This is a genomic window from Euzebya rosea (assembly GCF_003073135.1).
Classification (GTDB): Bacteria; Actinomycetota; Nitriliruptoria; order Euzebyales; family Euzebyaceae; genus Euzebya; species Euzebya rosea.
The window spans coordinates 26,517-44,742 of record NZ_PGDQ01000027.1 but is presented as its reverse complement, the minus strand read 5'-3'; the positions used below and the strand labels follow the sequence as shown (position 1 = coordinate 44,742).

Genomic DNA, 18,226 nt, shown 5'->3' with positions numbered 1-18,226 from the left:
CACCGACGCCCACGCCGGGCACACCGACGCCCACGCCGGGCACACCGCCACCCCGAGGGCCGTCGAGGTGGCCCAGGGCGGGGGCTGCAACGCACCCGCCCCGCCCAGCGCCTGCATCTTCGTCGTGGACCCGTTCTACGCCAGCGGCACCACGACGATCAGTCCCGGGCAGGCCAACCAGACCCTCGTCGGCGTCCCGCTGGCCAACCTCGACAACCCCGGCGACGGGAACCTCGTCGGCCGCTACGCCGCGATCGATCCGGACGTCGCGGCGACCTACCGGGACCCCGACAACGTCTTCGGCGAGGGCGGTCGCGGTGGGCAGGACCCCACCTTCGAGGCGGGCATGACCTACTACTGGATCGACTACACCCAGCAGCTCGTGCAGGGGCTGGGCTACGACTACCACGCCGACGACCCGGTCGAGTTCGTGCCGATCGACGACGAGTTCCAGGACAACGCCTTCTACCTGTTCACCGACGACACCATCCACATGGGCGGCGGAGCTGACGGTGTCACCGAGGCCGAGGACGCCCAGGGCATCATCCACGAGTACGGGCATGCGCTGCTGCAGGCGGCGGTTCCCAACATCGTCAGCGACGAGGGCGGGGCCTTCCACGAGGGGTTCTCGGACCTGGTCAGCGTCTTCACCACCCTGGAGTTCCGCAACGGCGACATCGGCTGCCTGTTCCACTGGGCCGAGCGGGGCAGCTGCATCCGCCGCATCGACACGGACAAGGCCTACCCGCGCGACCTGGTCGCCGAGGTCCACCGCGACGCCGAGATCTACACCGGCGCGGTCTGGGACGTCTTCGAGGCCGTCCTCGCCCGCGACACGGGCCTCGTCCCCAGCGACTGCCAGGACCGACAGGCCGATCCGTGCGACGCCGTGCGCGACGAGGTGTACGGCACGTTGCTGGGCAGCCTGCCCTTCCTCACCCCGGCGCTGGACCTCAACGACGCCGCAGCGGCCTTCGCGGCGAGCGACGCGACGTTCAACGACGGACGCAACGCCACCATCATCCTGGACGCCTTCGCCGCACACGGCCTGACCGCCGAGGGGTCCAGCGGCGTGCAGGTCATGCGGCCCGACGACCTGATGGACCTCGACCGGACCAACGCCCAGGTCGCCCTGAAGATCGTCCACGCGTTCCGTGGTGACCTGCAGGTGGACCTCGGCGTGGTGGACGCCAGCGGGGAGCTGCAGTGCACCCTGCAGCTGAAGAGCCCCGACGGGGTCGACGGCGCGGACAACATCACCGGTCGCTACGACGTGACCGACACCGACTGCGCCGCGCACCTGCCGCCCGGACCCGACGACGTCTGGGTCCTGCGGGTCGTCGACGCCTTCGACCTCGACGTCGGCACCCTCTTCCAGTTCGCCGTGCTCCACAACGGCACCCGCTACGCCGCCGGCGGGCTGCCGCTGGCCATCCCCGACGCCGACCCCCAGGGCATCGTGGCGACCGTCGGCGCGGACCTCGGCTCCGACAGCCAGCCCATGGCGGAGGAGGAGGGGGCTCCCGCCGCCCCCGCGACCGCCTCCGGCGTCGAGGTCGACATCGACATCGCCCACACCTACGTCGGGGACCTGCTGGTCCAGGTCGGCGTGCTCGACGCCGACGGCACGGCGCTGTGCCGGGTCGACGTGGCCACGCCCGACCCCGAGGACGCCAGCGACGACCTGGTGGTGACCGCGGACCTGTCCGCCTGCGCCGCCCACTACCCACCCGGTCCCGGGGCGACCTGGGCCCTGCGGGTGGTCGACAACGCCAGCCAGGACGTCGGAGAGGTGCGGTCGTTCGTCCTGCGCGGGCCGGACGGGCAACGACGTGCCGGCAGCACCCCCGTGACGATCCCCGACGCCGACGAGACCGGCGTGCTGGTGACCATCGGTTCGTGAACCCGCCGAGCCGGCGGTGGGCGCCGCTGCGGTTCTGGGCACGAAGTCGGTACGCTGCGGTCGATCATGATCATCCAGGACCACGAGGCGGAGCTCGCCTACACCTACGCGTGGTGGCTGACCGGGGACGACGCACGGGCGAGAGCCGCCGTCCTCGCGGCGGTCGCCCGTCCCGAGGTGCCCGGGGCCGATGACGCCCTGCGCGTGGAGATCCTCCTCCGCCGGGTTCGGGCGGCCGCGATCGAGCAGCCGACGATGTGTCCGGCGTCGGAGCTGGCGCTGCTGCACGACGGCATGGGCCTGGCGCTGGACTCCGCGGCCGGGCTGGCCATGATCGACTCCCGCGAGGCACGAACCGAGCTGGCCCACGGCCGGCTGGAGGCGCTCGGCGCCCAGGACCAGGTCAACGTCGTCGAGCCCGAGCGGCTCGGTGGACTGGCGGTCGGCAACCCGGCGGACGTCGCCGCGGCCCGGCAGAACCCGGCGCTCGGCGAGCTGCGCCGGCTGATCCTCCAGGGCCGGGACGAGCTGGTCAACGTGTCGCGGATCGAGGTCCCCGAGGAGGTCCTCGAGGTCGTGCGCCGGGGGCGTGACCAGGCATCGTCCATCGAGCCGGTGTCCCCCGCCTCGGACGGGGCCGCGTCCGACGACGTCGGCGACCGGGGGGAGCGCAGCGACGACGGCGACCCGTTCGCGAGCATCCCCGTCGTGCTGACCGACGTCGAGTCGCCACCTGCAGACGTCGAGCCCTCGGCGCCGATGGACCACGCGGACGCCGAGGAGGTCGACCTGTCCAGCCAGGTCGGCGACGTCCAGATGCCCCTCGGTGCACCGCGGACGTCGAGCAGCCTCGTCTGGGTGATCGTCGGCGTGGCCTTCATCGCCGCGGTCGGCTTCCTGCTGTTCAGCCGCGGGGACGATGCGCTGCCCGGTGGCGACCGGACCGACGAACCCACCCTCGAGGTGCCGACCGTCGAGGACGACGCCACCACCGACGACGACCCGCTCGTCGACCCGAGCGAACCGGACGTGGTGGCCTCCGAACCCACGCAGACCGAAACGGGTGACCCCGAGGCCACCCCGGCCGCGACGGAGACCGACGCGGCTGCGCCGGTCACGGAGACACCAGCCACCGAACCCGACGAACCCGACGCCCCGGCCACAGATGGCGTCGCGCTGGTCGAGACCGGCGTGGCGGTCGGCCTCGGCGCCGACCCCGATCCCGACGTGGCGGTCCCCGAGGCCACCCCGTTCGACCCGATCTCCTTCGTGGTGTCCTACACGGGCGCCGAGGACGGCGACGCCCTGATCGCCAACTGGACCGTCGACGGGGGGCCCTTCGGCACCGAGCAGGTCGACCTCGTCGCCGGCGACCACACCAGCCGGTTCAGCCGCCAGGTGCCGCTGGAGGGTGGCTGGCCGGTCGGCGAGCACGTGCTGCAGTTCACCCGTGCGGGCCAGGCCGACGTCCTGGGCGAGGTCCGGTTCGTCGTCGTCGACGACCAGGCCTGACCGCCCCCGGCCGGGGCCGGGGCCGGGTCCGGATCCCGGGATCCGTCAGGCCAGCGCGGCCAGGACCGCGCCGGCGAACGCCTCCGGCGCCTCGATCATCGGGAAGTGCCCCACGTCGTCCAGCACGACCAGGTCCAGGTCGGACCGGCGCTGCTGCAGCCGCACGGCCATCCCCAGCCCCGCGACCGGGTCCAGCGCGCCCCACACCACGGTGAGGGGGCTCGGATGGTCCACGATCGCCCCGGTCCACCGGTCCTGCCGCCGTCGTCGTTCCGGCAGGTAGCGGATCAACCGGGGGTACAGCCGCTGGCCGCCGTCGTGGGACAGCAGGGCCCACTGCAGCTCCATCTCCTCAGCCGTCGGCTGGGTCGTCGGGCCGAACACCTCCGGCAGCCCTCGGCGGAACATGGCCCGCACGGCCGGCAGCGACACTGCCCGGTCACCCACCGCCAGCAGCAGCTTCTGGCCGACCCGCAGGTCGGCGTCCTCGATGAAGATCGAGCCGTTGGCCAGGACCCGGCGGTCCACCACGACCGACGACCGGCCCTCGATGATCCGGGCCAGCAGCTCGCCGCCGACGGAGTCACCCATGTCGTGGGTGACCAGGACGATCGGCGTGCCCGACAGGCCAGCGTCGTCGACGAAGGCCTCCACGATGTCGGCCTGCAGGTCCAGCGGGTAGGCGATGTCGGGCTTCTCCGACAACCCGTAGCCCAGCAGGTCGAGGGCCAGGACCCGACGGCGTCGGTCGAGCAGCGGCATCACGTGGCGCCAGTCGGCCCCGCACGTGGGGAAGCCGTGGACCAGCAGCAACGGCGGTCCGTCCTCCCCCTCCACCGCAGGTCGGTCGACGGTGAATATCCGCCGGCCTGCGAGCAGGCGATGCCGCCCTTGATCCCGCCACACCCGAACGTCGCTCACGTTGTGGGATGCTAACGGCTCGGCGGCGTGGTGCGGTTCGCGTCGACGGTGCATGCAGTGCCCAACCGCGAGGCCGGCAGTGCCGAACAACGACACGACGACCTCTCCCTGACTGGAGCCCCGATGCGATCCCGACTGTCCCGACGAGACGTGCTGCGGCACGGCAGCATGCTGGCCGGTGCGGCCGGTGCCATCCCCCTCCTCGGTGCCTGCGCGGGCGACGACGACCCGGTCGCCACGGCAACCACCCCCACGGCGACCACCGGGGCGACCGCCGCGGAGTCGCCCGCCGGCGGTGGGGACTTCGCGGGTGAGGAGATCACCCTGCTGGTCTACTCGGGGCTGACCGAGGACCTGTACCGCGCCAACTTCGTCCCGCAGTTCGAGGCCCTGACGGGGGCGACGGTGACGATCGACTCGGCGTGGACCGAAGGGATCGCCCGCCTGGAGGCCGCGCCCGACGACGCCCCGCCCTTCGACGTGGTCCTGACCGACCCGACGCAGGGCCTGCCGGCGATCGAGCAGGGGTTGTTCCAGCAGTTCGACACCGGCAGGGTGCCCAACGCCGCCGCGAACTTCCATCCGAGCCTGCTCGACACCACGGTCTACGACCAGGGCTACGGGATCCCCTTCATCTCCTCGGCGATGACCCTTGCCACCAACACCGAGCTCGCCGAGCCGTTCACGACCTGGAACGAGCTGCTCACCCGGACGCCCGAGCAGGGCTTCATGCTCTACAGCCTGTCCTACATGTCGCTGTACACCTTCGCGGAGATGATGGCCGAGGCCGAGGGCATGGATCCCGGCCAGGGCCGTGACCTGCTGGAGGGCGACCTCGAGGGGGTGCTGTCCTTCGCCGCAGCCAACGGCGACAAGGTCGGCTTCTACTGGCCGTCGACGTCCGCAGGCGTGGACGCGCTGGTCAACGGCGAGGTCGCCGCGGGCAACATCCACGGCAACGGCCTGCTCGCACCCATCCGGGACGGTGCCCCCGTCACCGGGACCGTGCCGACGGGCACCGAGGCGTACGTGCAGCTGTTCTTCGGGGTGCCGCAGGGCGTCCGCAACCTCGACCTGTCCCTGGCGGCGCTGGACCACATCTGCAGCCGCGAGTACCAGCAGACCCTGGCGGAGTCCGGCGAGTACGCCTGCGCGGTGCAGGACATCGCCGAGGAGTACGCCGCCACCGACGAGCTGTGGGCGGCCGCCTTCCCGTCGACAGAAGCGCAGTTCGAGGCGTTGAAGTACTACCCCTACGACGTCTACGCGGCCAACGCCGACCGGATCGCCGAGGTGTGGGACAACGAGGTGCTGCGCTAGCTCCCAACCGCTCTCGGCGTAGGGTCTGGCGGTCGACGCCGGACACGAAGGAGGAGCGAAGGTGGACAACCCGTTCGGGGGCGTGGCGACCACGCCTCCCGGCGTGGCCGACGCCCTCAACGGCTTCTGCCAGCAGGACCCTCCACCCGAGGGGTACACGCTGCGGGGGTTCGACGCCCGGATCGACGCGCTCGCGGAGGAGCAGGAACGCCTGGTCGCCAGCCGCGACCGTCGCGGCGTGTTCCACCTGACGTACCTGGCCTTCTCGCGGCAGGTCCGCAAGGGCTTCGACGAGGGGAGGTTCAGCGACGTCGCCTTCGCCGCCGACATGTCGTGTCGGTTCATCGACGCCTACCTGCTGCAGTCGCGCCGGTGGGCACAGGGCGACCCGACCCAGTGCCGAGCGTGGTCGCGGGCGTTCGGTGATGCCCGGTCGGGGGACGCCAACGTCCTGCAGGCGATGTTCCTCGGCATGAACGCCCACATCCACTACGACCTGGCGTTCGTCACCCTCGGGTCGTGCCGCGCCGCCGGCGACCTCGACGGCCTGTCGGACCGCTGGACGTCGGTGTCACGCACGGGGGTGCCCGACGTGCGGCACCTCGACTTCCTGGTCATCAACCAGATCGCCTGGGACGCCATCCCCGTCATCCAGGACACGGTGCTCGGACAGTTCGCCTCGGTGCTGAAGCTCGGCAACAAGCTGGTCAGCCGCGTCACCGCCGCGCTCGGACAGCGGCTGCTGATGGACGCCCGCGACCGGGCGTGGGCGCACGCCACCCTGCTGATCCACGCTCGCACCGACCTGCGGCGTGCCGCCGTCGCCGGGATGATCGACGCCTACGCCGCCGTGCACGCCGACCTGGTCGACGTGCTCAGCCTCAACCCCCGGGAGATCGCCGACGGCCTCGCCGACTGGACGGACCGGGGCGAGGAGCAGGAGTGGGCGGCGGCGGTCGCCATGCCCGACGCCACCCGCGACCACCTGGTCGACATGGCGTGCACCAACCCCGTCGTCGGCGAGCTGGCCCTGCGCGAGCTGGCCTTCGCCGGCTACGACCCGGGCAGGATCCTCGACGCCCTGCTCGACGCGGATCGTGACGACCTGGCCGCCGAGTTCGTCGCGGTGGTCCAGTCGGAGTCGCCGCGCCATCGGCGGGCGGACCTGACGCGGTGGCTCGACCGTCGCGGTCCCCGCCAGCTGGCAGTCCTGGAGACGGTGGTGGAGGACCGGACGGTCCCCCCGGGACAGCTTCCCCGGGGGCCGATGGCCGCGCTGGTGGAGCGATGGCAGGCAGGCGTCGACGACGCGGAGCGGTGCGTTGCGGTGCCCGAGGTGGCTGCCGTGCCGGAGCTGTCCGCCGCCCTCCGCGACCACCGCGACCGCGCCGTGGCGCTCGGGGAACGGGTCGGCCGCACCCTCCGGCCGAGGACGGTGGGCGCCGCCACCGCCGAGGAGGCCCGTGCCCTGCTGGCCGTGCACCCGGATCCGTGGGTGCGCACGTGTGCGTCCCGGATGGCGGGGACGGAACGAGACCCGGAGAGAGACGGAGCCATGGACGACCTGATCGACCGCGTGCTGTTCCTGCGGTCCACCGCACTGTTCACCGAGGTCGCCACCGACGACCTGCTGCGCGTGGCGGACCGCCTGCAGGCCCGGCGTTACCCAGCTGGGTCGATCCTGGTGGAGGAGGGTGCACGGTCCGACGGCATCCACCTGATCGTCGAGGGGCGGGTCGTGGTCAGCCAGACCAGGCGTGACGGCCAGATCCCCCTGTTCGCCTTCGGCCCCGGCGAGTCCGTCGGCGAGCTGTCGGCCCTGACGGACGGCCCGGCGACCTCGATGTGCACCGCCGGGACCGACGTGCGCACGTGGCTGCTGCCGACCGCCGTGCTGGCCGAGCTGCTCGACCGCCACCCCCGTGTGGCGGTCGGCCTGCTGCGGATGCTCAGCCGCCGGCTGGTCCTGACCACCCAGCTGGTCGGGGGCATCGACCGCTGAGCGGACTTCACCGCAAGCCGCAGCGGGCGGCGCCGCGAACTACGCTCGTGAGGATGTCCGACGCGCTGGAGCTCCGCGGTCTGCACCGCCGGTACGGCGACGTGCGGGCGGTCGACGGGGTCGACCTCGCCGTGGCCGACGGCGAACGGTTCGCGCTGCTGGGGCCGTCCGGGTCGGGCAAGACCACCATCCTCCGGCTGGTCGCCGGGTTCGAACGACCCGACGAGGGACGGGTCGTGCTGGCCGGACAGGACGTGGTAGGCCTGCCGCCGGAGCGCCGCAGCGTCGGCGTGGTCTTCCAGGACTACGCGTTGTTCCCCCACCGGACGGTCTCCCAGAACATCGCGTTCGGCCTCCGCATGCGGAAGGTCGACCGCGAGACCCGTCGGGCCCGGGTGGCCGAGCTGCTAAAGCTCGTCGGCCTGACCCGCGAGGCCGACCGCCGGCCCGACCAGCTGTCGGGCGGCCAGCGCCAGCGGGTGGCGCTGGCCCGTGCCCTGGCGCCCAATCCCTCCCTGCTGCTGCTCGACGAACCGCTGGCCAACCTCGACCGCCGACTGCGCGAGAGCCTGCGCGACGAGCTGGTCACCATCACCGACGCCGTCGGGATCACCACCGTGCTGGTCACCCACGACCAGGAGGAGGCGTTGTCCTTCGCCGACCGCATCGGCGTGCTCAGCGACGGCCGTCTGGTGCAGGTCGGCACCCCCGCCGAGGTGTGGCGCAGCCCGGTGAGCACCGTCGTGGCGACGTTCCTCGGCGACATGAACCTGCTGCCTGCCCGGGTCGTCGACGGGGGTGTGGTGGTGACGGGCCTGCCGACCCCGGTTGCCGTCCGCGGTGGAGTACCGACTGGACCGAGCGGTGGTGTGCCCGACAGCGGTGTGCCCGACGGCGGCGTGCTGGCCTGCGTGCGGCCGGAGGCCCTCGACGTACTGGCCGACCCCGACGGGCCGGGCACGGTCGTGGCGGTGGCCTACGCCGGAGGCTCCACGACCCACCGGATCGACGTGGACGGCACGCGGTTGACGGTCCGGACCGCCCAGCCCGACGGGCTGCCGGTGCTGGCGGTCGGCGACCGGGTGGCGGTGCGGGTGCTGGTCGACGCGGTCCGCCTGCTGCCGGCGGACGGGTCGACCCGTGGGTAGGCGGCTGGCCTGGCTGCATCACCCCGGCTGGCTCGCGGTGCCCGCGGTGGCGTTCGTCCTCGCGGTGTTCGTCGGACCGTTCCTCGGCGTGGTCCGGGTGGCCCTGGCCGGTGACCCCCCGCCTGGCACCGGGTCGTTCGTCGACCTGTCGGTCCTCTCCCTCGACAGCCTCCGCACGGTCGCGTCCACGTCGCTGTTCCGCAGCGTGCTGGGCGTCACCGTCCGCACCGCGGTCGTCATCACGGCCGTGTGCATGCTGATCGCCGTGCCGTTCGCTGCCTACGTGCACACCCGCGGCCCCCGGCTCCGGGCGGCGCTGATCGGCGCCATCGCCCTGCCCAAGCTGGTCAACCTGCTGGTGCTGCTGTACGGGGTGCTGCTGGTCCTCGGACGGCAGGGGGTCATCAACGACGTGCTGGTCGGCACCGGCATCATCGATCGGCCCCTGCAGATGTTCGGCAACCTCTTCGCGGTGGTGTTCACCGAGGTCCTGGTCATCCTCCCCTATCCGGTCCTGCTGCTGGTCGCGGCGTTCCACGCGGCCGACCCGGCGCAGATGGAGGCAGCCCGTTCGCTCGGCGCGGGGCCGGTCCGGGCCTGGGTCGAAACGGTCCTGCGACCGGCATGGCCGGCCGTCGTGGGTGCGGCCATCGTGTCGGCCGTCTGGGGTGTCGGCGCGTTCGTCGGCCCGCTCGTGATGGGCAACCCGCCCTACTGGACGGTCGCCGTGGAGGTGTACGACCGCGCGCTGGTCGACCTCGCCTGGGTCGAGGCCGCCGGCTGGGCCGTGCTCGGCGTGGCCGCCTTCGGCCTGGTCCTCGGCCTGCCCCAGCTCCTCCTCCGCCGGGCGACGACGTCGTGACCGCTGCGTCGCGGTCAGCGGTCGACCCCGTCGGGCCGACCGGTCGGGGGGTGCCACGATGATGGCGCGGGTGGGGCGGCGCGCCGGGGTGGTGGCCTTCCACCTGTTCGCCGTGGCCGTGCTGGCGTTCGTGCTGGCGCCGTTCGTGATCAGCCTGCTGGTGTCGTTCAACCCGGGCCGCTCGATCGGGGTGCCCACCCCGACGACCGGCGTGACGCTGGAGTGGTACCGGGTCGTGCTGGGCGACGGCCTCTACCGGCAGGGCCTGACGACCTCGCTGGTGGTCGGCGTGCTGGTGGCCGTGGCCTCCGTCGCGCTCGCCCTGCCGCTGATCGTCGCCATGGCCCGGGTCCCACGTCTGCGGAGGCTCAGCGGCCTGGTCGTGATCCCCGCCACCGTCCCCACCGTCGTCCTCGGCATGCAGAGCCTCGTGGCGTTCGAGGCGGCCGGGTTGCGCGGCAGCCTGCTCAGCATCGTGGCCGCCCACACGATGTGGGGCCTGCCGTTGGCGCTGCTGGTCCTGGTGGCCGCCCACGACCGGCTGGACTCACGCCTGGTGGAGGCTGCACGGTCGCTCGGCGCATCCGCCTGGCGCGCCGGCTGGGAGGTCACCGTGCCGCTGCTCGGCCCGGCCATTGCCGTCGGCGGCTTGCTGGCGTTCGTGGCCAGCCTCAACGAGCTCGTCATGAGCCTGTTCCTCGCCGGCGGCCGGGTGCGCACGCTGCCCACCGTCGTGTGGCCGCAGGTCCGCCATGCCGTTCGTCCCGACGTGGCCGCCGCGTCCAGCCTGCTGCTGCTGATCGCCCTCGTCGCGTCCGGTGTGGCGTGGCTGCTGTGGCGACGGCAGCGCGTGTGACACTCCTCCCGGGCGCCGGCTGTGGATGCGAGACTGTCGGCATGCGTGGCCGCAGCACGAGCCGGATGCCGCCCCTCGCCGGGGTGGCCGCCGTGCTGGTCGCCGCCACGCTGCTGACCGCCGCCTGCGGTGGCGAGGACCCCATCGAGCCGATCGTCCTGCAGGTCCTGATGGCCGACGACTGGGCCGACACCCGGCCGGTCCTGGACGTGGTCCGCCGGTTCGAGGCGAACCACCCGAACGTGACCGTCAGCCTCGTCGGCCGCCCGTTCAGCCAGATCGACGGTGAGCTCGCCGCGTCCGTGGCCAGCGGTGACCCCATCGACGTCGTGCACAGCCACGCCTTCGCCGCCGCCGCACGCGGACAGGCCGAACCCCTGGACGACCTGTGGGCCGAGCGGCTGGACCCCGACGACTTCTTCCCCGGCGCGATGCAGGACGTCACGTGGGGCGACACCGTCTACGGCGTGCCGCTGGACATCAACGCGATGTTCATGGTGCTCGACGCCGAGGTCGTGGATCGGGCCGGGGTTCCCCGCACACCGGAGGAGGTCCGTGCCTTCGCCGAGGCGGCCTCCACCGATGGGGAACGAGCGCTGTCGATCGGGGCCAGCGCGTGGCAGACCTACGGCTGGATCCGGGCGTTCGGCGGCGAGATCGTCGAGGTCGACCGTGACGGCACGGCGCGGTTCACCCTGGCACGGGAGGAGAACGTCCGGGCCCTGGACTTCCTGGCGGGACTGATCCACGACGGGCTGGCCCACGGACCGACCACCCGGAACGTGGCCGACGATCAGGTGCAGCTGTTCGGGCTCGGCCGGACGTCGCTGCTGACCTCCGGCACGTGGGACACGACCACCCTCGACACCGTCTATCCCGGCCGCGCCTTCGTGACCGCCCCCATGCCCAGCGACATCGGTGACCCGATCGGCGGGTCGGCGATGGGCGGGTCCAGCCTGCTGGTCGGCGTGGGGTCGACCCATCGCCAGGAGGCCGTGGACTTCATCCTCGCCCTGACCGCCGATGACGCCGCCCTGGACCTGGCCCGCACCGAGGGACGGTTGCCCACGCAGCCGGCGCTCCTCGAACAGGCGGGGCTGGACCCGGCCGTGCTGGAGACGGTCGCCGCCCAGCTCGCCACCGCGACGCCCCAGCTGCTGATCGCCTTCCCCGAGGCGCAGGATGCGTTCGCCGACGCCGTCGACGACGTCCTGTCGGGACGCATGTCGGCGGCCGAGGCGCTGGGCCTCGCACAGCAGCTCGCCGAGCAGGCACAGGTGCAGTGACGTGCCCGCCGAGATGGCGCTGATGGCGGCCTCCGGACGGCCCCGGTCCCTGCGTACGAGGGTGCTGCTGGCCCTGGGCCTGACGCTCGCCGCGGCATCGCTCGTGTCGATGCTGGTGGACCGCCAGATCACGTCCAGCCGTGTCCGAGCGGAGAGCGAGCAGCTGCTGGCCAACGACCTCGACGTCGCGGCCCGGTCGTTGGCCGACGACCGGGGTCGGCTGATGACCTCGTTGCGCTTCAACGCGCAGAGCCTGCAGGTCGACGGGGTGTCCCGGTCGACCGGTCCGATCGACCTCCAACGCATGGCCGGGCAGGTGCAGCGCAACCTCGGCGTGGACGGGGTGCTGTTCGCCTCCGAGGAGGGGACGGTCCTCGCGGAAGCGGGTGCTGCGCCCGCCGACGGGGCGATCGGGCCCCTGACGCAGGGCAGCGCCGCCGTGCCCCGATACGTCACGGGGCGGGAGGGACAGGTCCTGGAGGTCCTGTCGGTCCGGGTGGCCGACGGGTTGTGGTTGACCATGGTCGTCGCCATCGACGACGCCCGCGCGTTCGCCCTGCGTCGCCTGATCGGCCGCGACGTCGTCCTGCTGCACGACGGGGAGGTGGCCGGGGCCACGATCGCCGAGGGGTCGCTGGTCCGGGACGCGCTTGCGGCCGCCGGTCAGGAGGGGATGGTCGACGCGATCGAGATCATGCGGCCCGAGGGCACGTCGCTGGTGGGGTTCGCCCGCGTCGGGGAGGACACCTGGGTGGCCGTCGTGACGCCCCGGCTGCTGGAGGACCTCGAGCGAAGCCTGACCTCTGCTGGCGTGGCCACCTTCCTCGTCGTGCTCGTGGTCGCGCTGGTCGTCGGCTACGCCTACTTGCGCCGGCTCACCCGCCCGTTGACCAGGCTGGCGGAGACCGCCGAGGCGGTGCGGCGCGGCGATGCCGGCAAGCGGTTCCCCACCGGTGGCCGTGACGAGATCGGCGAGCTGGCGACCACGCTGGAGAACATGCGCGCCACCCTGCAGGAGCAGGTCGGCATCATCTCCCGGCAGTCCGAGGAGCTGCAGGGCGCCTCGCAGCGCATCGCGACCGTCCGGGACGTCGAGCGGCGACGGCTGGCCCGTGACCTGCACGACGGCGTGCAGCAGCAGCTGGTCATGCTGCGCTTGCGCGTCCGGTTGCTGGACGGCGATGTCACTTCCGAGGAGCTGGCCGAGATCGGGCGGTCCGTGGAGGCGGTCATCGAGCAGCTCCGCGAGACCGGTCAGGCCATCTACCCCTCGATCCTGGCCGACCGCGGGCTGACCGGTGCGCTGTACTCCCTGGCCGCCACCTCCCCGCTGCCGATCGACCTGGCGCTGACGCCCGACCCGCTGCCGCGCTTCGCCGAGCCGGTGGAGGGCGGCGTGTACTTCATGGTCGCCGAGGCCATCACGAACTGCGTCAAGCACGCCGAGGCAGAAGAGGTGCGGGTCAACGTCGAGGTAGCCGGCGCGCTGCTGACGCTGTTGGTCTGCGACGACGGCGTCGGCTTCGACCCCGCGGTGCGCACACGCGGGTCGGGCGTGCAGAACCTCCGTGACCGGGCCGCGGCCCTCGGCGGGCTGGCCGGGATCAGGTCACAGCCCGGCGTCGGGACGGCGGTCGCCGTGGTCGTGCCGCTCGGACCCGAGTCAGTCGTGGGAGCGCTGCAGGAAGAACAGCACCGCCGCGACACGCCGGTTGAGGTCGTCGGCGTCGCGCAGGCCCAGCTTCTGGAAGATGGCGTTGGAGTGCTTCTCGACCGCGCGTTCACCGACGACGAGTGCGTCGGCGATGGCTGAGTTGCCCTTGCCGGTGGCCATGAGGGCCAGCACCTCCATCTCGCGGGGGGTCAGCCCGGCCAGCCGGCCGTGGGACCGGCGGGACTTCGCGGTCAGCAGCGCGTCGACGATCTTGGGGTCCAGGATCGAGCCACCCTCGTGGACCTCCTCCACCGCCTTGACCAGCTCGTCGGCGTCGCCGAGGCGTTCCTTCAGCAGGTAGGCCTTGCCCTCGCTGCCGTCGCCGAGCAGCTCCAGGGCGTACTCCGGGTCGTGGTGCTGGCTGAGCATCACGATGCCCAGCTCGGGCCGGTGCTCCCGCAGGGTGCGGGCAAGCGTGATGCCCTCCGTGGTGTGGGTCGGGGGCATGCGAATGTCGAGGACGACCACGTCGACGGCGACATGCTCCAGCAGGGTCAGCAGCTCCTCGGGCGCGCCGGCGGTGCCGCACACCTCGATCCGCGTGCTGCGGCTCAGGACCGTCTCGATCCCGTTGCGGACGAGATAGTCGTCCTCGGCTACTGCAACCCTGATCAAACGAACCCCGCCCCGGGTCGATGGTGGTGCTAGCACCACCTTCTGAAGTGACTGGCCAGCACGGTCGACTCGGAACGTGCCGCCACCCAAGATAGGGACGTCGATACGTTCTGCATCTCGGATCCAGACCGAGGTACGACGCAGTCGACGGCCGTCACCGTAGCGCAATCCATGGGGGGTGGCGTCACGGTGGCGGCCGGGGGTTCCCCCTCGACCCGGGGGGGGGGACGGGGAACCCGCCGGTCACCGACCGGCCACGATGTCCCGAGCGGCGCGGCGGCCGGCGGCGACCGCCCCCTCCATGTAGCCGGTCCACTCCGTCGCCGTCTCGGTCCCCGCCCAGCGGATGCGCCCGACGGGTCGGGTCAGCGCCGCCGCGTGCATCGCCGCACCCGGGGCCAGGTTGGCGACCGGACAGCCGCCGGTGAACCGCTCGTGGACCCACTGCTTTGACACGATACGGGTGGGTGCGGCCGCGCGAGGACCGAACGCCCGGACCATCGCCTCGACGGCGGCGTCGTGCAGCTCCTCCTCCGTGCCACGGGCGGCGACGTGGGCAGGGGACCCGGTGACGAAGGCCAGCAATGCGGGGACCGACCCGTCGGCGGAGGTGTTGTCGAAGACCACCTGCACCGGCCCGTCGGTCAGGACCGCCTCACCGGTCAGCCCGTCGGCCCGCCAGAACGGCTCGTCGTGGGTGGCCACGACCTTGGCGGTGGCCCCCATCGGCATGCGGCGCTGCACGGCCAGGCGGGCCGGCGGCAGGGGCGGGTCGAAGGTGATGGTGTCCACGAGCGGGGTCGGGACGGCCATGACCAGGTGGGCGGCCCTGATCGTCTCGCCGGACGCGGCGCGGACCGTGACCCCGTCGTCGTCGTGCCGAACCTCGACGACCTCGCGCCCGAGCCGGACGTCGAGCCCCTCGGCCAGCCGCGTCGAGATGGCCTGGGTGCCGCTGACCAAGCGGGTCTGCTGTGCCCCACCGTCGACGGCGGCGAGGTCCAGCAGGTCCCCACCGGCTGCGGCGGCGTAGGCGGCCACCCAGTCCGCCGACAGCTCGCCGGGGTCGGCCCCGAAGATCACGCGGATGGCCGCGTCGACCACGGCTCGGGCGGTCCCGTCGCCCAGCGGCCCGTCGAGGACCGTCGCGAGGGTGCGGTCGTCGACGGCGCCCATCGGCGCGATCGGGGCCTGCGTCGCGCCGGGGCGATGATCGGCACGATCCGCTCGGCCGTCCGGGGCGCCCATCGGCGCGATCGGGGCCTGCGTCGCGCCGGGGCGATGATCGGCACGATCCGCCTGCCGTGCCAGTCGGCGGAACGTCGTCAGGCCCAGCGCCATCCGGCCGAGCTGCAGCGGCCCCAGCAGCGGGACCGTGCCGCGGTAGGTCCGCCGCCGGTCGCCGTCGACCAGCACCGACCGGCCGGTCGTGTGCGTCGGGAACGTGGCCAACCCGAAGCGCTGGACCAGCCCGTGCATCCGCCACTGCGTCGGCCCCAGCCACTGGGCACCGAGGTCGACGGCGGCCCCGTCGACGTCCTCGGTCAGCGTCCGACCACCCACCCGGTCCCGCGCCTCCCACACGACCACGTCCCGGCCGACCGCAGCCAACGCGTCGGCGGCCGAGAGCCCCGACAGCCCTGCCCCGACGACGAGCACATCGGTGTCCATGTCCCTGACCTCCCAGCGGGCGTGACGGTCGCTCGCGTGACACGAGCCACCAGCCGGTGTCACACGGAATCGTGGCCGGCCCAGCGCATTCCCTATCATGCGGCGGACACATGCGAGGGCACGGTCCGTCACGGCGGGCCGCTCGGACCGAGCAAGGAAGGCTCAGGAGCCAATGGACACAATCGGCATCATCCGCCTCGTCGTGGGGCTGGCGCTGTTCGCAGCGGCGTTCGCCGTCGCCGGCCGCCGGGTCAAGTACCTGGTGGACCTCGTCGGCCTCGCCCAGCCCATGCCCAGCAGGATCCCCGGTGAGGGTGACGGCCGGCCCACGTTCGGCCACGTCCTCCGCTACCAGGTCCAGCACATCCTGGCGCAGCAGAAGCTCCTCAAGTGGACCACCCCCGGTGTGCTCCACGCCTTCATCTTCTGGGCGTTCATCGTCCACCAGACCCTCACCCTGGAGGCCCTCGGCGAGGTCTTCGACGCCGAGTTCCACATCCCGTTCTTCGGGCCGGGTCACTGGTGGACCGAGCTGCTCGGCTTCATGCAGGACTTCGTCGGCCTGCTCGTCCTCGTGGCGGTCGTCGGCTTCGCCCTCATCCGCTTCTCCCAGGCCCCCTCGCGGGACGGCCGGGAGTCCCGCTTCGCTGGCTCCAACCTGGACCAGGGCTGGTACACGCTGTTCTTCGAGTTCGGCCTGCTGTACTCCGTGCTGATCCTCCGTGGCGTCCGCGCCGCCGAGGGCACGCTGCCCTACCCCGACGGCGCGTTCGTGTCCTCCTTCGTCGGTGGTCGCCTGGAGTCCCTCCCCCACGAGACCCTCGAGGTCATCGGCCTCGTCGCCCTGCTCGTCCACATCGCCGTGTTCGGCGGGTTCCTCGTCTTCACGCTGTACTCCAAGCACCTCCACGTGCTGGCCATCGCCCCCCAGGTCGCGTTCAGCCGCACCCCCAAGGCCCTGGGCAAGCTCGAGGCCGAGCGCATCGACGTGGAGAACATGGGTGAGGACGACATCCTCGGTGTCGGCCAGATCGAGCAGTTCGGCTTCAAGCGCTTCCTCGACTACTACTCCTGCACCGAGTGCGGCCGTTGCCAGTCGCAGTGCCCGGCGTGGAACACCGCCAAGCCGCTGTCGCCCAAGCTGCTGATCATGGACCTGCGCGACCACCTGTGGGAGACCGGTCCGTACCTGCTCGACGGCGGCCGCGAGAACGAGAAGCACGCCGACGTCGACGTCCTCGGCATGATGCTGGTCGGCGACGAGCCCGGCCAGGCCGACGCCGTCATCGACTTCGACGTCCTCTGGTCCTGCACGACCTGCGGCGCCTGCGTCGAGGAGTGCCCCGTCGACATCGAGCACGTCGACCAGATCATCGACCTGCGCCGCTACAAGGCCCAGATGGAGTCCAGCTTCCCGCAGGAGGCCGGCGCCATGCTGCGCAACATCGAGAACTCCGGCGACCCGTGGGGTGCCGGGGCGATGAAGCGGTTGGAGTGGGCACAGGGCATGGAGATCCCCGTCCTCGGCCAGGACGTCGAGTCCATCGCCGAGGTCGACTACCTGTTCTGGGTCGGCTGCGCCGGCGCGTTCGAGGACCGGGCCAAGAAGACCACCGTGTCCACCGCACAGCTGCTGCAGGCGGCCGGCGTGTCCTTCGCCGTCCTCGGTGAGGGCGAGGCGTGCACCGGTGACCCGGCCCGCCGCCTGGGCATGGAGTACCTGTTCCAGATGATGGCCGACATGAACGTCGAGACGTTCAAGGAGGCCGGCGCGGACCTGGGTTCACCGGAGCAGAAGGGCACGCGGATCATCACCGCCTGCCCCCACTGCCTGAACACGCTGAAGAACGAGTACCCCGACTTCGGCGCCCACTTCGAGGTCATCCACCACTCCGAGATCCTCGCCCAGCTGATCGTGGACGGGAAGCTGTCGCCGCAGCGGTCCTCCGAGGGCCAGCGGGTCACCTTCCACGACCCCTGCTACCTGGGTCGCCACAATGAGATCTACGACGAGCCGCGGTCGCTGCTGTCGTCGGTGGAGGGCATGGAAACCATCGAGATGCAGCGGTCCCGGAACCAGGGCTTCTGCTGCGGTGCCGGTGGTGCCAAGTTCTTCATGGAGGAGGTCGGCGAACGCGTCAACCTCAACCGCATCGACGAGGCGATCGAGACCCTGCAGGGCGCCGGCCCGTCGACCAACGGCACCGCCGACGTCGTCGCCGTGGCGTGCCCGTTCTGCAAGAACATGCTCGACGACGGCACCAACGACCGGGTCTCCGACGGCTCGATCGCCGAGGGGTCGGTCCAGGTGCTCGACGTCTCGCAGGTGCTCGCGATGAACTTCCTGCCCGACGCCGACCCGGGGGACGGAGCGGACGAGGCGGCAGGCGCCCCGGAGCCCGAACCCGCCCACTGA

General features: G+C 72.2%; 12 protein-coding genes and 1 pseudogene. 10 read left to right on the top strand and 3 right to left on the bottom strand.

Features of this window, described 5'->3' with window-relative positions; translation table 11 throughout:
• The coding region (locus CUC05_RS23440) for a hypothetical protein (RefSeq protein ID WP_108668579.1) at positions 1 to 1,903 on the top strand (1,903 nt) is incomplete at its 5' end.
• Positions 1,904 to 1,969: 66 nt separating this feature from the next.
• Positions 1,970 to 3,415, top strand: coding sequence for a RodZ family helix-turn-helix domain-containing protein (locus CUC05_RS23435; protein ID WP_108668578.1), 1,446 nt, complete (start codon positions 1,970 to 1,972; stop codon positions 3,413 to 3,415).
• Between the two features lie 45 nt (positions 3,416 to 3,460).
• Here the strand turns inward: CUC05_RS23435 and CUC05_RS23430 are convergent, their stop codons facing one another.
• Positions 3,461 to 4,336 (bottom strand): alpha/beta fold hydrolase, encoded by an 876-nt coding sequence (locus tag CUC05_RS23430; protein WP_157965940.1) that lies wholly within the window; start codon positions 4,334 to 4,336, stop codon positions 3,461 to 3,463.
• 123 nt (positions 4,337 to 4,459) lie between these two features.
• Between CUC05_RS23430 and CUC05_RS23425 the strand changes: the two genes are divergently transcribed.
• The 7 genes and pseudogenes from CUC05_RS23425 to CUC05_RS26050 all read left to right on the top strand — a co-directional run.
• A complete protein-coding gene (locus CUC05_RS23425) occupies positions 4,460 to 5,656 on the top strand; it encodes an ABC transporter substrate-binding protein (RefSeq protein ID WP_157965939.1) in 1,197 nt (398 codons plus the stop codon).
• Between the two features lie 61 nt (positions 5,657 to 5,717).
• Entirely contained in the window at positions 5,718 to 7,658 is a 1,941-nt protein-coding gene (locus CUC05_RS23420) for a DUF5995 family protein (protein ID WP_108668575.1), read from the top strand.
• A 53-nt stretch (positions 7,659 to 7,711) separates the two neighbouring features.
• A complete protein-coding gene (locus tag CUC05_RS23415; RefSeq protein ID WP_108668574.1) occupies positions 7,712 to 8,806 on the top strand; it encodes an ABC transporter ATP-binding protein in 1,095 nt (364 codons plus the stop codon).
• Complete coding sequence (locus CUC05_RS23410) at positions 8,799 to 9,668, top strand: ABC transporter permease (RefSeq protein WP_108668573.1); 870 nt, start codon at positions 8,799 to 8,801, stop codon at positions 9,666 to 9,668. The genes CUC05_RS23415 and CUC05_RS23410 overlap by 8 nt, the downstream gene beginning before the upstream one ends.
• Positions 9,669 to 9,726: 58 nt before the next feature.
• Positions 9,727 to 10,524 (top strand): ABC transporter permease, encoded by a 798-nt coding sequence (locus CUC05_RS23405; protein WP_108668572.1) that lies wholly within the window; start codon positions 9,727 to 9,729, stop codon positions 10,522 to 10,524.
• A 41-nt stretch (positions 10,525 to 10,565) separates the two neighbouring features.
• Positions 10,566 to 11,810 carry an extracellular solute-binding protein gene (locus tag CUC05_RS23400; protein WP_108668571.1) on the top strand — a complete coding sequence of 415 codons (1,245 nt, stop codon included), beginning with the start codon at positions 10,566 to 10,568 and terminating at the stop codon, positions 11,808 to 11,810.
• Positions 11,707 to 13,452 (top strand): annotated as a pseudogene (locus CUC05_RS26050) (sensor histidine kinase); the annotation flags it as partial. The gene CUC05_RS23400 and the pseudogene CUC05_RS26050, both read left to right, overlap by 104 nt.
• Positions 13,453 to 13,473: 21 nt before the next feature.
• Here the strand turns inward: CUC05_RS26050 and CUC05_RS25790 are convergent.
• Together CUC05_RS25790 and CUC05_RS23385 are read right to left on the bottom strand one after the other, a co-directional pair.
• On the bottom strand, positions 13,474 to 14,139 hold the full coding sequence (locus CUC05_RS25790) for a response regulator transcription factor (protein ID WP_108668569.1): 666 nt from the start codon (positions 14,137 to 14,139) through the stop codon (positions 13,474 to 13,476).
• Positions 14,140 to 14,382: 243 nt separating this feature from the next.
• Positions 14,383 to 15,909: an FAD-dependent oxidoreductase gene (locus CUC05_RS23385; RefSeq protein WP_108668568.1), complete on the bottom strand. Its 1,527-nt coding sequence runs from the start codon at positions 15,907 to 15,909 to the stop codon at positions 14,383 to 14,385.
• A gap of 73 nt (positions 15,910 to 15,982) precedes the next feature.
• On the opposite strand from CUC05_RS23385, the gene CUC05_RS23380 reads away from it, so the two are divergent.
• A complete protein-coding gene (locus CUC05_RS23380) occupies positions 15,983 to 18,226 on the top strand; it encodes a (Fe-S)-binding protein (protein WP_108668567.1) in 2,244 nt (747 codons plus the stop codon).

Excerpts from the sequence above, each read along its gene's own strand:
- CUC05_RS23435 (WP_108668578.1), top strand. The coding sequence starts at position 1,970 with ATGATCATCCAGGACCACGAGGCGGAGCTCGCCTACACCTACGCGTGG.
- CUC05_RS23425 (WP_157965939.1), top strand. The coding sequence starts at position 4,460 with ATGCGATCCCGACTGTCCCGACGAGACGTGCTGCGGCACGGCAGCATG.
- CUC05_RS23415 (WP_108668574.1), top strand. The coding sequence starts at position 7,712 with ATGTCCGACGCGCTGGAGCTCCGCGGTCTGCACCGCCGGTACGGCGAC.
- CUC05_RS23405 (WP_108668572.1), top strand. The coding sequence starts at position 9,727 with ATGATGGCGCGGGTGGGGCGGCGCGCCGGGGTGGTGGCCTTCCACCTG.
- CUC05_RS23400 (WP_108668571.1), top strand. The coding sequence starts at position 10,566 with ATGCGTGGCCGCAGCACGAGCCGGATGCCGCCCCTCGCCGGGGTGGCC.
- CUC05_RS23385 (WP_108668568.1), bottom strand. The coding sequence starts at position 15,909 with ATGATAGGGAATGCGCTGGGCCGGCCACGATTCCGTGTGACACCGGCT.
- CUC05_RS23380 (WP_108668567.1), top strand. The coding sequence starts at position 15,983 with ATGGACACAATCGGCATCATCCGCCTCGTCGTGGGGCTGGCGCTGTTC.